16 protein-coding genes are annotated in these 14090 nt (G+C 38.3%); 9 read left to right on the forward strand and 7 right to left on the reverse strand.

Translation table 11 applies throughout. The annotated features are described in order from the left end of the window. Nucleotides 1–74: 74 nt before the first annotated feature. Both LJE09_RS10075 and LJE09_RS10080 read right to left on the reverse strand, forming a co-directional pair. Entirely contained in the window at nucleotides 75–356 is a 282-nt protein-coding gene (locus tag LJE09_RS10075) for a type II toxin-antitoxin system YafQ family toxin (protein WP_118331267.1), read from the reverse strand. Continuing rightward, entirely contained in the window at nucleotides 353–625 is a 273-nt protein-coding gene (locus LJE09_RS10080; protein WP_118331268.1) for a type II toxin-antitoxin system RelB/DinJ family antitoxin, read from the reverse strand. The genes LJE09_RS10075 and LJE09_RS10080 overlap by 4 nt, the downstream gene beginning before the upstream one ends. Nucleotides 626–1378: 753 nt before the next feature. On the opposite strand from LJE09_RS10080, the gene LJE09_RS10085 reads away from it, so the two are divergent. The 6 genes from LJE09_RS10085 (at nucleotide 1379) to LJE09_RS10110 (ending at nucleotide 6537) form a co-directional block, all read left to right on the forward strand. Next, nucleotides 1379–1663, forward strand: coding sequence for a hypothetical protein (locus LJE09_RS10085; RefSeq protein ID WP_118331269.1), 285 nt, complete (start codon nucleotides 1379–1381; stop codon nucleotides 1661–1663). A 35-nt stretch (nucleotides 1664–1698) separates the two neighbouring features. Beyond that, entirely contained in the window at nucleotides 1699–1917 is a 219-nt protein-coding gene (locus tag LJE09_RS10090; protein ID WP_147421772.1) for a hypothetical protein, read from the forward strand. A gap of 389 nt (nucleotides 1918–2306) precedes the next feature. After that, nucleotides 2307–4370 (forward strand): Ig-like domain-containing protein, encoded by a 2064-nt coding sequence (locus LJE09_RS18420; protein ID WP_227311278.1) that lies wholly within the window; start codon nucleotides 2307–2309, stop codon nucleotides 4368–4370. Between the two features lie 23 nt (nucleotides 4371–4393). Next, nucleotides 4394–5053, forward strand: a complete 660-nt coding sequence (locus LJE09_RS10100) for an Ig-like domain-containing protein (RefSeq protein WP_173681014.1) — start codon at nucleotides 4394–4396, stop codon at nucleotides 5051–5053. A 108-nt stretch (nucleotides 5054–5161) separates the two neighbouring features. After that, nucleotides 5162–5305, forward strand: coding sequence for an IS3 family transposase (locus tag LJE09_RS19170; RefSeq protein WP_227311279.1), 144 nt, complete (start codon nucleotides 5162–5164; stop codon nucleotides 5303–5305). A gap of 611 nt (nucleotides 5306–5916) precedes the next feature. After that, a complete protein-coding gene (locus LJE09_RS10110; protein WP_118331695.1) occupies nucleotides 5917–6537 on the forward strand; it encodes a hypothetical protein in 621 nt (206 codons plus the stop codon). A 218-nt stretch (nucleotides 6538–6755) separates the two neighbouring features. On the opposite strand, the gene LJE09_RS10115 is transcribed toward LJE09_RS10110, so the two are convergent. After that, nucleotides 6756–7619 carry a serine hydrolase domain-containing protein gene (locus LJE09_RS10115; RefSeq protein WP_118575976.1) on the reverse strand — a complete coding sequence of 288 codons (864 nt, stop codon included), beginning with the start codon at nucleotides 7617–7619 and terminating at the stop codon, nucleotides 6756–6758. A gap of 393 nt (nucleotides 7620–8012) precedes the next feature. Between LJE09_RS10115 and LJE09_RS10120 the strand changes: the two genes are divergently transcribed. Both LJE09_RS10120 and LJE09_RS10125 read left to right on the forward strand, forming a co-directional pair. Further along, entirely contained in the window at nucleotides 8013–8738 is a 726-nt protein-coding gene (locus LJE09_RS10120; protein WP_062807665.1) for an AlkZ-related protein, read from the forward strand. 8 nt (nucleotides 8739–8746) lie between these two features. Beyond that, nucleotides 8747–8974, forward strand: a complete 228-nt coding sequence (locus LJE09_RS10125) for a hypothetical protein (RefSeq protein WP_227311281.1) — start codon at nucleotides 8747–8749, stop codon at nucleotides 8972–8974. Nucleotides 8975–9061: 87 nt separating this feature from the next. Here LJE09_RS10125 and fliB read toward each other — a convergent pair whose 3' ends face one another. Both fliB and LJE09_RS10135 read right to left on the reverse strand, forming a co-directional pair. Continuing rightward, nucleotides 9062–10210, reverse strand: coding sequence for a flagellin lysine-N-methylase (gene fliB, locus LJE09_RS10130; protein WP_173681012.1), 1149 nt, complete (start codon nucleotides 10208–10210; stop codon nucleotides 9062–9064). Nucleotides 10211–10229: 19 nt separating this feature from the next. Then, nucleotides 10230–11048, reverse strand: a complete 819-nt coding sequence (locus LJE09_RS10135) for a putative hydro-lyase (RefSeq protein ID WP_055052835.1) — start codon at nucleotides 11046–11048, stop codon at nucleotides 10230–10232. Between the two features lie 182 nt (nucleotides 11049–11230). Between LJE09_RS10135 and LJE09_RS10140 the strand changes: the two genes are divergently transcribed. Beyond that, a complete protein-coding gene (locus LJE09_RS10140) occupies nucleotides 11231–12622 on the forward strand; it encodes an MATE family efflux transporter (protein WP_330380932.1) in 1392 nt (463 codons plus the stop codon). On the opposite strand, the gene LJE09_RS10145 is transcribed toward LJE09_RS10140, so the two are convergent. After that, nucleotides 12610–13335 (reverse strand): LysR substrate-binding domain-containing protein, encoded by a 726-nt coding sequence (locus LJE09_RS10145; protein WP_008704295.1) that lies wholly within the window; start codon nucleotides 13333–13335, stop codon nucleotides 12610–12612. The two genes, LJE09_RS10140 and LJE09_RS10145, sit on opposite strands and share 13 nt — an antisense overlap. 53 nt (nucleotides 13336–13388) lie before the next feature. After that, complete coding sequence (locus tag LJE09_RS10150) at nucleotides 13389–14054, reverse strand: AEC family transporter (RefSeq protein ID WP_255601798.1); 666 nt, start codon at nucleotides 14052–14054, stop codon at nucleotides 13389–13391. Between the last annotated feature and the right edge of the window lie 36 nt (nucleotides 14055–14090).

Raw genomic sequence — 14090 nt, forward strand, 5'->3', positions numbered from 1 at the left:
CTGAATTTGGGCATAAGAAAAGCACTTATCATTTCTGATAGATGCTTTCTGAATTGCTATTCTGTTTTCAAAACCTATTTTTTGAATAGTTCTGAGTGCGTACCAAGTCTATAAAGCATGAGTATTAAAACATTGTTTTGAATCTCATAAATGAGTAACCAGTCTGGTTCAATATGACACTCACGCGTGCCTTTATAGTTACCTGTAAGATCGTGGTCTCTGTATTTTGCTTCCAGCGTACCGCCATTCGCCAGAATATCGATTACCTCAAACAGCTTATCAAGATTTTTGTTTTGCTTTTTGGCAAGCTTTAAATCCTTTTTAAATTGATTGGTAAACTGAATATCGTATTTCATATATCGAGAGCTGCCTTAAGCGCATCCATACTGGAATAGCGTGGAGCAGAAGGATCATTCATCATTTTTCTGCCTTCCTCAATGGCAGCGGCTGTAGTATCATTTGGCACTTCCAGTTTTAATTCAAAAGGAATACCACGCTCACGGATAGCGGTTCTCAGGAACATATTTACAGCAGTTGTCATATTAAGACCAAGCTCATTGAAGATTTCCTCCGCTTGATCTTTGATTGCCTTGTCTATACGAATATTTAAGTTAGTTGTTGCCATACAGAACACCTCCATTCAAAGATAGTATACTCAAATATTCGTATAATGTCAATATATTGTCATTATATAAGATGTACAAATCTTTCTAAAAGTCACTGCTCAGAGGTTAGCTGGACATGAGAAAACCGATGGTGTAGACTAATAATAGTCAATGCCATCGGTTTTCTTATCCAAATATTCTGGACACTCTGTCAAATATATTTGCTGGTTCTTCCAGTCGCATCAAAACAAGCATGCTCATGCATTAACCAAAATGCCTGGATCCTGCTTTTTTCGGCCATGCCCTTTATGTCTTGGCCGTCCACCGGGTTTCCATCCTGTTTTTCCCTGCTGTTTGCAATCTTTTTCTGTCGGATGCTTTTGAAAAAGGACTAGATGAATTTTCATAATCACGTTTGATCTGTGCATGAAGTTTCAGGTTCTTTCACTGTTCTTCTTCCAACTTAGTAGCTGTTTCGTAGAACTTAAGGCGGAATTCTTTTGCTTTATGGGCCAATGCGGGATTCAAGCTCATCAAGTTATCAGTCTACACATCGGTTTTCTCAAGTCCAGCTAATCCCTGAACAGTAACTTGTATTGTAAAGTTGCACATTAAGGTGGGATGAAAAACTTGAAGTCCAATGTTAGAGAATGTATAATGGATTTAGACTAAAACGTGTCGTCTGCTAAAGAATTTACGGTGAAAAGCAATGCATCAGAGGTTGTTGGTATTACCAATTGATAAAAGGCAGGCGGCAGAAAAGAGGCGAAATAATGGATGTTAAAAAAATAAGAGAAAAGCTGGCAGCAGTACTCAAAGAATCAGAGAATGATACAAAGTACCGGGCGTTTCTTGATGATTACACAATGCTGCTCGATGAGGTGAAAGTTAATACTGATACAGCCAATCTTGCAATTGAAGCGGTAAAACTGGATCAAGGCAATAATTTTCTGGATATCTTTGCCGGATTGGATAAGAAACAGGTAAAAGATGCATGGAAGATCATACTTAACTGTGGAGAATTTAAAAAAATACTGACTATGGGACATTTGAATTAATGTGTTCTTTTGCTGCTTCTGCACTGGTAGGACTATTGAAAAAGTGTAGAACCTGGGATTTTGACATATCAGATATGATCCCTGATGAAAAGCTACTGGATGAATACGAACAGGAAATAGAGCTGCTGGAAAACAAGGCTGATAAAACAGATGGGGAGAATAAATACCTGCAGGAGTTATTGTTGAAGGAAAGAAAATTGATACAGTTAATTCCAGAGGATGAACATAGATGTATAATACAGCTGGCATGCTGATCGATGGAACAGCGTAGCTGGAGGTTTCCCTTTCAGAGAAATTAATTCGGAACAGGAATCTGCAGAGTCTCCGGAAAGAACTGATTATGACAGTTCTCTGCTTTCTGCCGAAAAAAGAGTAAAAGCAGTCTTTTTCATGATACAGCTGATGAAGCAACAGCAAGTGCCATTGTATTAAGACTCATGGAAAACATATGAGGATTTCCAGCAGGATTATGGAAAAAAGTGCAGACAAAAATGTGTAATAATACTGTCCACAGGAAGTGCCCATTGTAGCGAGGTGGAAATGTTATGATTATTATGTGAAAAGAAGTAAAAACAGTGAAAAAAATTGAAAGAAAATTGAAAGAAAAAATAATGCCAGGCTATTAAAAAGGGGGGGATGTTTTGTGAAAAAACAAATGTTGAAGAAGGTATATGCGATGGTATTGGCGATTACTTTGATTGGTTCGCAACAGTGTAGCAGCGTATTGGCAAATGATATAGCACAGATATATTCTGGTGTTACTCAAAATACAGAAATTCCAGATTATGATTATTGGATGGCACAAACCATCATGAATGGTATAGATAATAATGGAAATTCCTTGTACTCAACATTTCGAAGTTTTTCAGAACCGGTATATCGACAATTAGGGGAATATTTACTGGATGATAAACCTTTAGTAAGTATATCAACAGCATGGAGTATATATTTTAACAGTGAATACAGAAATCAGCTTACAAATATGCAGAAATATGTATATGAAATGTTACTTATGGATTATCTAAAGTATGATGCCTTTGGAGAAGACAAAAACAAGGAACTGACTAATAGTAAAACAGATTTCGCATTAAAAATTTATGATGCAATTGGGGAGGAACTTAATGATAAGAAAGAAAGTTATATTAACAATCTTCCGGTAAAAGAAAGTAAGGAAATATGTAGGCGGATTGAAACGATTTATGGTCTGGGAGAAGTATTAAAAGGTGTTAATGAAGGAATAAAAACAACAAAGGAACTGATTGACTGCATGTCGGAGTATCTTGCTGTTTTGAAAGTGAAAGATGATTGTGTTTCGTTATTAAAAGTTATGCAGGAACAGGTTTCGGTAGATGGGGATTTTAAGAAAGCAATCTCAGAGGTTCTTAATACAATAGATGGTACTCCCATTGATTATGAATCAAAAAAATACGGAGAATATCTTTGGAATAAAATCCTTGATGCGGGATGGTCTGCTTTGGAAGACAGTAATCCGGTTTTAGGTGCTCTTAATTGGGGAATGAATGGGTTAGATGTTTGTTTTAATTCTCAAGACCGTGCATCTAACAATTTGAAGCTGGCATTGTTGTACACTACGGACTGTTATATGCAGCAGGGAATGTTTGCGGCTGCGGACAGTTTTAGACGTGATCCAAATTCAGAAAACGGAAAAAAATTTACATATTGTTTTAATGCATATATTAGATTTCAAATGTATGCTAATAATTATGCAACAACATGGCTTAATAATTATCTTAATGGTGGGGCCGCTTCAGATATAATTAATTGGATTTATCATAAAGAAAATGTATCTACTGCTACGGAATTAATTAATATATGTAAAAGGCAAAACAAGTACAGGCAGTCTCTTATAAATAATCAATTGAAATATGCAGATATTTATTTTGCAAAATATAAAATAGCTGATGAAGAAATAATTCCGACAGCCAGACGAAATAGTATTACTGTTGATAAAGGGAAAACAAAACAGTTTGTAATTGATAATGTTCTTTCAGGGGCAAAAGTTGTTTATAGTTCTTCAAACAATAAAGTAGCTTATGTGAATTCAAAAGGTGTTATAAAAGGCGTTAAAAGTGGGACCGCAACGATTACAGCTAAGGTTGTACAGAATAAAAAGACGTATTATGTGAATTTAGCTGTAAAGGTATGTGATCCACAAAAAGACTGGTATAAAAAGGTACTTAATTCAAAATCCGGAACGTATTATGTCAAATACTATGATGGTTATCAAGGAACTAAAATGGATAAAAAGAAAGTAAAGCGTAGTGATTTTACATATTATAAGTTAATTGACTTAAATAATGATGGCGTAAAAGAATTATTGCTTGCGACAGATCGTAGTGTCTTATGGGACAATAGGGTTTTACTATTGACCTATTATAATGGAAAAGTACTACCTTTAATTTGCTTTGAGGGAGCGGGGGCTCGTGGGCGTCAATTAATTAATAAAAAGACATTAATTTTGGCAAATAGTGGAAGTGATTTTTCATCTCAGATATATCTTTCGGTTGTAAAAGGAAAGTTGAAAATTTTACAGCAAACATATCGGCAGAATATGAAAAAAGGCTATCCACCTCAATATCTTTATAAAGTAAATAATAAAAAAGTTTCAGAAAGTATTTATCAGAAAGCTATTGATAAATATGGATTAAGTATAGCAAAACAAATTGAATTTAAACGTGTATGGTAACACAAAAATGGGAGGAAACAAGATTGAAAGGCAAAGTTAAGATATGGATAACTATATTAGTTATGTCATTGTTTTTTTTCTTAGGAGCAGACACAGTCAGCGCAAAATCTTTATCTGGTTTGAAGATCAATAGAAGTAATATTGAAATGGCTGTGGGAAGTTTATATCAATTAAAAGCAACCGTAAAAGCTTCAGGAAGTAAGATTATATGGAAATCAAATAACACGGATATAGTAACTGTTTCAACAACTGGAAAATTAAAGGCGAAAAAAGCTGGAAATGCAGTTATTACTGTTAAATGTCGAAATGAAGTAAAGAAATGCACAGTAAATGTTAAAATCGCTACTATAAAACAGTTAGAAGGATATTGGGAAATAGATACTGATATGACGATGAAGATAAATAAGACAAGCATGAGATGGATATACGGGTCTGCCTTTTCTCAATATGGAAGTATAATGGAGTTTAAACGAAATGGTGAATTCAGTTATGGGGTAGGCGCAGGAAATGGTGGCGCTGGAAAATTTAGCATTAAAAATAATTATATAAAATATAGAATAATAAAGTACGAAGACAATGCAGTTGAACAGAAATCGATAAAAGTAAAAAAGATTAATTCACAAAATATCCGGTTAATAATAAAAGATGGAAAATATAAAATATATTGGAAAAAGAAATCTTAGTTGCAATGATGGTGATGGAAATTGTCAAAAAAGGAGAAGAAGAATAATATATGGGTTTTATAATTTATTTTTACATTCCATTTGGGCAATGCTCCACAGGAAAGCTTTTTGGGTTATATGAAAGATGAAATCGATGTTAGCGGGTGTACGAAGGTTGGAGAGGTTAAAGCAATATTAGGCGACTGGCTGAATTATTATAATACTGAACGATATCAATGGCAATTAGCTAAATTATCGCCAGATGAGTATTAATTATACGTATATTACTACCGGAATGTATCCGTTAAATGGGATTATAAGTTATAAGGAGAACGAACAAGTATTCCCTAAAACAAATGAATAAAAATGTCCTTGACAAGAGGTCCATTTTAACTTTCTTGGTTTCACATTTTATTGCGGAATGGACGGAAAGAAAGAATTTTTCCGTTGCAGGGTAAAGACCAGCAGAAAGAGATTCCGAAGTAAAATCAAAGCGATGAAAGAATGGATAAAGGCACACAGGGATAGAACAATGCCATTGGAAATGATATTTAAAATAGTAAATGCGAAACTGCGGGGACATTACCAGTATTATGGAGTAACCGACAATACAAGGGACGTGAAGAATTTCTAAGTACAGACAAAATGGTTATTGTATAAATGTTTGAATCGGAGAAGCCAAAAGAGAAGCTACACAATAGACACTTTCTTTGATGGATTGCTTCAAACATTTTCATTGACTGAGCCGAATATTAAGGTAAGTTTGTTTTACATATAGAGTATGAAATATGAAGTGAAAAGCCGTATGCGTTAATAGCGCACGTACGGTTTTGTGTAGGGGTATGGGGAGTAATCCCCATATCTACTAGAGGGAGGTGTAAAGCGTGAATGAATATATGAGAAAATTGAAGCGGCAGCTCTTATTTGAAGGCTCTTGCGTTACGAGCAGATGCGGCCGGGGTGGCGGTGTTTACGAGTATGTACAGTGCGAATTTGCTTATAATGAGGGCAGGTTAGACGGCGGCGAGCTGTCAAAACGTAACATAATCAGTATGTTTGAGAGCGGGCTTATATGTGCAAACGAAGGCGAGATGATGTTTCGCGCTGAGGATATCATAAATACAGACAGGCACTTTGTGGCACTGCAGTATGCGATTACAGAGTGTATACATAGTCTGTCTGGCGGAGATATACAGGAGATACAGAGGCGGCTTGGAATGGGGCAGAACATACCGGGCGATGTAGAGGAACAACCCAAAACGCTTAGAGACATCGCAGCGTTCCATATAGAACAGATTAAAATCGGCGGTGACGCAAAGGTAGCCCGCATCATTGCATTTGTGCAATGCCTGCAGGCAGATATTGCTCCGTTTATTATACATGCGGAGAATAAAGAGGAGTACGAAGGGCGACTAGACAGCCCGGCACGACTGGAGCAGCTTTTCAGGGTAGAGCAGCGGCGGTTCTACAGAGAGACAGAACCAATGGTGGTTGATCAAGTATAAGAGATATTGCGGCGGGGAAACCCGTCGCTTTTCTGCTGCGTGGAAACCATAAGCAGGGTAGCAGCCAAATCAGAATCGGGTTCTGATTGTAGTATTATTTTCTCAAATAATCGGCGATTGCCTTAAAACAGGAAATTGGATTCTCTCCGCGGAAACTCCCATATCCACTAACTCAGCATTATAGAAAGAGAAGATTGTTTTTCCGCGGAGAAAAGATATTATAATTTTGCGCAGACAAGCTCATAAACTGTCTTCAGAAGTTCGTCTCCCCTGCGGCATTCTGAAACAAACGAAACGACTGCGTTTTTTTTCGGAAGGATCATAGAAATCTGGGAGTATTTTCCATCTGCCCGGAAAGAATTATATTCACCACGCCAGAAAAGATAACCATAGTATCCAACATCAGCTGCCTTTGTACTTTCTTCTATCCATTTCTCAGACAGTATCTGTTTTCCATTCCACTTGCCTTTGTTAAGATAAAACAGTCCAAATTTGTGAAGTTCAGAAAGGGTCAGAAATAATCCGCCGGCTCCAAAACTGTTTCCAAGTGGATCAGTCTCCCATGTAGGACGTTTTATTCCAAGTTTGGAAAAAAGTCTGGGTGTAAGGTAAGAAACCAGATCGCAGCCGGAGCGTCTTTGTACAAGAATGCCTGCCAGATAGGGGCCAACGTTATTATACACAAAATGTGTACCCGGCTTATACTTAAAGGGAATAGCCAGAGACATTTTTACCCAGTTATCTTCTTCATATAAAGGTCGTTGTTCTCCCATCAGATTGCCCTTCTCCTGTCCAAGGCACATGGTAAGAAGATCACGAACAGTTGCTTCTTTCAGGTTCTCATCTATACACTCCGGCAAGTCACCTGAAAATGCTTCTGTTAGTTTTTCATTAAGATCGATCAGCCCTTCCTGAACAGCAAAGCCAACTGCACAGGATGTGAAGCTCTTTGTTGCAGAATAAATATTCCTTCTGCATTCCGGTTCGCTGTACCACTCTGCTGCAAGTTCATTATCTTTTGAAATTTTGATTCCAAGAACATTATATTCTTTTGCTTTCTTAACAAAATCTGAAATATCCATAATATTTACACCCTTCTTGTCCTTAAATGTATTTTATTACTTTTATATTAACACAAAAATGGTGGATAAACCAGTTATTGCAGAAGGTGGTATATTACTATATTTCATCTTTAGACAAATTTCAATATTAAATATTGATTTTGTCTTTTTGTTATACCCGAATTTCAGCAAGACATTGCATCTTAATCCCTCAATATTCCCTTTTTTATCATAATTAAATCCTTCTGCTGATATTTTCATCAATGCAGTATTGGCAAATTGCTTAAGTTAATGACATTGTGTATGAACAGTAACAAAAATGTCATCAATTTTTTCGATAAAAATATATATCTTTGTCTTGCCTTGTCAATATGTGGTATACTTAAAACAGCAAAATACAGAAAGGAGAAAGTCATGGGAAACGAAGCAGGGGAATGGATCATTCATGGAGTAACATGGGATGATCCGAAATGCATCCACGATGTGGATGAAGCAGTCGAATATATCAACCGGGTTGGTTTTCTTCCTCTTTTTAAGAACGAAATTCCGGGGTTTTCTCTGGAGGAACGGACAGTGGCAGAATATTGGTGGTCTGATGATCCGGTGAGGGATCCGTGGAGATGGAGGATTGCCATTGCCAAAAGACATGATGTTCTTTACGGAAAATTCTTTGCCAAAAAAGCCGGGTTTATTTCCAAAAAATGGCTGCCGGTATTTGCCAACTACCGCAGGGACGGCTATGATTTTGATGCTCTGTTTGAGGATGAAAAAGCACCGATCAAACATAAGAATATTATGGATCATTTTATGGAAAATGATGCAGAAATCTACTCCTACGAATTGAAAAAATTGGCTGGATTTGGAAAAGATGGCGAAAAGGGATTTGACGGAGCCATTACCAGCCTTATGATGCAGACATATCTGTGTAACTGCGACTTTCGGAAAAGGATCAATCAAAAAGGCGTGGAGTACGGCTGGGATGTGGCTGTGTATTCTTCTCCGGAACACATTTATGGATATGACCATGTTACTTCCTGTTATAAGGAAGATCCGCGGACATCCTGGGGAAAAATTGTTGATCATATGAAGCAGCTTTATCCAGAAGCCGCGGATACGCAGATAAGAAAGATTCTAAAATAGGAGAGAATATGTGCAGCAGATATTATATAGATCCCAATATGATGGAGGAGATTTCCAGAGTGGTACAGAACATAGATGGGAGGATCCGGCTGACACAAGGAGATATCCGTCCGACCGATGTCGCACCGGTCATTGGACAGTCAGAACATGGACTGGAACTGGGTATATGCAGATGGGGATATCGAGCAGGAGAATATACGCAATTTGGGGTGAATGCAATTTATAGAAGGCGATGATTACCAAATCCGAAAGAATACAAGTTTTTTATATCAAATAATGCAATTGTAAAAAGAATAAGAAATGAGCAGCAAGTTTTTTGTCATTCAGCATATCTTTAACAGATTTTCAAAGGAGAAAATATTATTTTCAGACATCAGTTCTTGAAATTTATCCAGATTAAGATCCGAATGCTCAAGCTCTCTGGAGAACTGATAACAGATCTGAATCTGATCATTCAGGTTAAAATGATGTTCGTTTTTCAGATATGTTCCGACATCAAGCTCATGGATAAACAAAGTACAGACGACAGCCATTTTAACCTTGGTAAAGATTTCATCGTCATAGACTGCACCACAGAAATAAGTATAAATCCAGTAAACCAGAAGCTGTTCTTCCTGAATCTGCCAGTCCGGACAGTAGAAATCAAATTCGCTTTTCTGATATATATAATCGTTTTCTCCTGAAGAAATATATAAGGAATCAAGACGTTCCTTCAGAAATTCTTTCCATCCGGGACGAAGAACTTCCATTTCCGGAACAATAGTTTTCCACATTTTTTTAAATAGATCCTTTGATGTGTCAGAAGTATTCATTCTGGAATGAACTTTATCACAAAATGTTTTTCCGAATCCGGAATCTTCATGACGTTTCCGAATCTCTTCCCATTTAAAAAGTTCGTTTTTATTTAAACACAGCTGAAAATCATGTGTGATGGCAAGTACTTTCCACAGGCGTTTCCGTATGGGGACATTTCTGTTCTGGATGATTTTTATCAGAAGATCTCTGGTATCCATCAGTGCAGTAAATAAAAAGTAATCAAAATCATCATAGGTTTCTTCAGCGGCTTCCTTTTCGATGGTAACAAAATGAACTTTTTCTTTCTGAGACAGCAGAATTCTTGCTGCTTCTGGGCAGGAAAGGGACAAAGAAATTTCACGCAGACCCTCAAATTCTTCAATGTGTCGTGGATAATTTCTGCAGGTGTCGCAAAGCATTTTCGGACCTGCTTCTGTGTAAATATCACACAGATTTTCTTCGTTCAGAAATGCACACCGTCGGTTGTACTGGCGGAAGATATGTTCCTTCCAGTCGATATCGTTGTGCAGTCGATTGTGAAAAGGACCTTTGAAATGCTGATATTTCTTCAGGGTTTTATTGTCAATAACAATCTGCCATCCTGCACAGCAGGTATCCGGACAGGACCCGGCAATGCAAGAAAATTCTTTATAATAGTTGGGAAATGTAAATTCCATGGTTTCTGCTGCTTTCTGATTATTTCTTTTTTGCTTCCAGATAGTCGTTTAACTCTGCATTCGGAATATCTGTAATGAACATATGTCCGGGAGCATGAGTGATAACGATTGGCGGTTTGGCATTCTCAATTGCTGCCTGCGGAGTTACGCCGCATGGCCAGAACACAGGAATTTCCCCTTCGTAAATATCCACTGCTTCACCGTAATCAGGTTTCATAACGTCATCAATACCGACCTCTTTCGGATCTCCCATATGTACAGGGGCACCATGAACATTCGGCATTTTGAAAGTAATGTCATAAGCTTTTTTTGCGTTTTCCGGTGTCATCGGGCGCATGGAGCAGACCATAGGACCGGAAAATGGACCAACAGGAACTGTCTGAATGTTAGTTTTGAACATCGGTACATTTCGTCCCTGGGCGATATGACGGATTTCAATCCCTTCTCTAATCAGTGCTTCTTCAAATGAGAAAGAACAGCCGATAAGAAATCCAACATATCCCTCTTTCCAATACTCGGAAGCGTCAGTAATTTCTTTTGTAAATACACCGTTTTCATAAATCCGGTATTTCGGGATATCCGTGCAGATATTTCCGCCCTCACCCATGTCATGAGTTTCAGGAGTTCCTTTGATAATCTCGAGAATTGGACACGGAAATGGATTCTTGTGTGCAAATTCTTCAAAATCTGCAGCATATTCCGGTGGCAGAATTACCAGATTTGCCTGCGCATAGCCACGGCACATTCCTGCAGTGGGGAAATCAATAACTCCCTTGCGGATCAGTTCACGAACTTTCTTTGGGGACATATCTACATAAGGTGTGATATCAAAAGCCATAATAAATTACCTCCTGTTTCGTACTTTACAATATAAAAGTATTGTACAGTAAACTGACAGGAAATGCAATGCTATAAATAGTGGCGGCTTGATTTTTATATAAAATATTTTATAATAGGAATGCCGAAGGGTGCTGCCGGACGCGTTGTGAACAGCAATAATATATGAATGGGGGAATGAGAGTGGCAGCATATGAAAAGAGTAAGAGTGTGAAGTTAAAATCGATCAGTACCATGACAGAAGGGACCATCTGGAGACAGATCCTTCTGTTTTCTATTCCATTGATACTGGGAAATCTGCTCCAACAGATGTACAATACAGTGGACTCAATTATTGTAGGAAATTTTGTGGGCAGCAATGCACTGGCTGCAGTTGGTTCCAGTACGTCGCTGATTTGTCTGCTGATTGCATTCAGTATGGGGGCATCTGCAGGTGCGGGAGTTATTGTATCCCAGTTTTATGGAGCAGGAGATGAGAATGGCGTTCAGCGTTCTGCACATACAGCCTTGATGCTTGCGCTTATTCTGGGAATTGTTCTTACTATCGCTGGAATTGTATTTTCACCTGCAATTCTCAGGTGGATGAGAACTCCGGAAGAAGTAATGAATCAGTCAGTTCTGTATTTGAGAATTTATTCTTATGGACTGGTTTTTAATGTCATCTATAATATGGCAGCGGGGATCCTGAATGCAGTAGGTAACTCCAGACGTTCGCTGATGTATCTGGCAGTAGCTTCGTTTTCCAATATTTTTCTGGATTTATGGCTTATCGGCGGAATGCACATGGGAGTCGAGGGTGCTGCAATTGCAACAGATATCAGCCAGGTACTTTCCTGCATTTTTGCATTATGGTTTTTGATGAGAGTTCCGGATATTTACCGCATAAATCCGAAGAAACTTTCCATTGATAGAACAATGGCAGGACGGATTATCCAGGTAGGTCTGCCGACTGCAATTCAAAACACGGTAATCTCCTTTTCAAATGTACTGGTACAATCTGGTGTCAATGGATTCGGAGCCAGTGCAATGGCGGGTTTTGGTGCATACCTGAAAGTAGATGGGTTTAACATTCTGCCGGTAATGAGTTTTAGTATGGCAGCAACGACTTTTACCGGTCAGAACTATGGTGCGGGAAAAACAGACAGAATCAGGAAAGGATTGAGAGTAACTCTTGGAATGAGCGTGCTTTATACGATCGTGACAGGAATTCTCCTGCTGACCTTTTCCAGACCGATCATAGGGATTTTCAGCAGTGATAAAGAAGTAATCTATTATGGGGCACAGGCAATGAAATATTTCTGCCCGTTCTATTTCCTTCTGGGAATTATGCATTCCCTGGCAGGAACCATTCGCGGAACAGGAAAGACGGTACCTCCCATGGTAGTGATGCTGCTTGCATTATGCCTGTTCCGTATTCTGTGGATTCAGTTTGTGGTTCCACATTTCACCAGCATTGATATTATATATGTACTGTATCCTGTTTCATGGGCTGTAGGAATGGTACTCATGCTTATCTATGCATGGAAGGGAAATTGGATGCCAAAAAAATATCAGAATATTAATCAGACTGTCTGATAGTATTCTTTTACATAGTGAATGAACTGGCGTACATGGGATTTCAGAATTCTGTTTTTACTGTAAACAATATAAAAACTGCGTTTGTGAGCAGATTCTTCTAATGGAAACAGAAGAATCTGCTTTGTTTTTTGCAGGTCAACGACAGATCTGGCAGAAAGAATGGAAAATCCAAGCCCGTTTACAATAGATTTTTTGATTGATTCCAGGTCATTCATGCGGGCTACTACATTCAGACTGGAAGGTTCAATACCGGCATTTTCCAGAAAAATATCCATTTCCTTTTTGGTTCCGGAGCCTTTTTCCCTGATGATAACAGGATCCTTGATAAAGTCCTGAAAAACAACAGGTTGTTCTTTTTGTTTTAAGTTTAAATAATGATCATTCACAGGGGTAGCAATCACCATATTATCCTGACAGAAGGGAATAAATACACAGCTGTCGTCTCCTGTATTCTGTCCTGTCAAAGCCAGGTCTACGGTCCCATCCAGTACACGGTTAATAGCGCCGGAACTGTCTGTCTGCCAGGAATGGAAATATACATCAGGATACATTCTGCCAAAACCTGCGAGAAGTTCAGGAAGGAGATAAGAAGAAGGAATGGTGGAGGCTGCCAGATCAATGATCTGCTTTCTGGAACCGGTGAAATTCTCCAGAAGATTGTTGCGGATATCCAGAATGCGGAAAGCGCTGTCGTAGAGTTGGTATACCACACTTTTTTATAAATGAAATTTATAAATATTTATAAAAAAGTATTATATTTAAATCATCCGATAAAATGAAAAATCCAGTAAATAAATGGAAGTGTAAAAACAGAACAGATAGTTGTAACAAGAATTCCACCCATTGCATAATCGCCATCTGATCCGTAGGCATTTGCCATCATTACCACAGAGGACATAACTGGCATTGCAGAAGTCAGAGCCATGGTAGTGCGGATTTCTGAAGAAACCGGAAGATATCCAAGTAATACATAGAAGAAAAGCGGAAACAAAAGCATTTTTAGGATGACAATTCCATAATAATCCAGTCTCCGGATATTTTTCAGTACATCGATACAGGCGAAAACACCGCCAAGATAGATCAGTGCGAGAGGTGTGGCGGTCTGGCCGATTTTCTGAAGGGAATTGTTCAGAACTTCAGGAAGCCGGATTCCTGTCAGCACACAGATCACAGCAAGAAAGATGGAAACAGTAACAGGATTGATCAGCTTCCGGAAATCAAAACGGTTTTTTTGACTGTCTGTACCTGAAGTAAGGCGTACACCTGCTGTCCACAGCATGAGCTGATCAATAATGGTAAATACACAGATGTAGAGCATACCGTTTTCCGGATAAATACTGGTTACTATGGGAATACCCATAAATCCCACATTTCCGAATACGCTCATGGCACTGTAAAGCTGCCTGTGGTGTAAGCGCTTAATTTTCAGGTATTACCAGAAAAATATCCGACTACTTTTCAGCAG

The sequence above is a fragment of the Blautia sp. DFI.3.45 genome, from assembly GCF_020593505.1.
Classification (GTDB): domain Bacteria; phylum Bacillota; class Clostridia; order Lachnospirales; family Lachnospiraceae; genus Blautia_A; species Blautia_A wexlerae.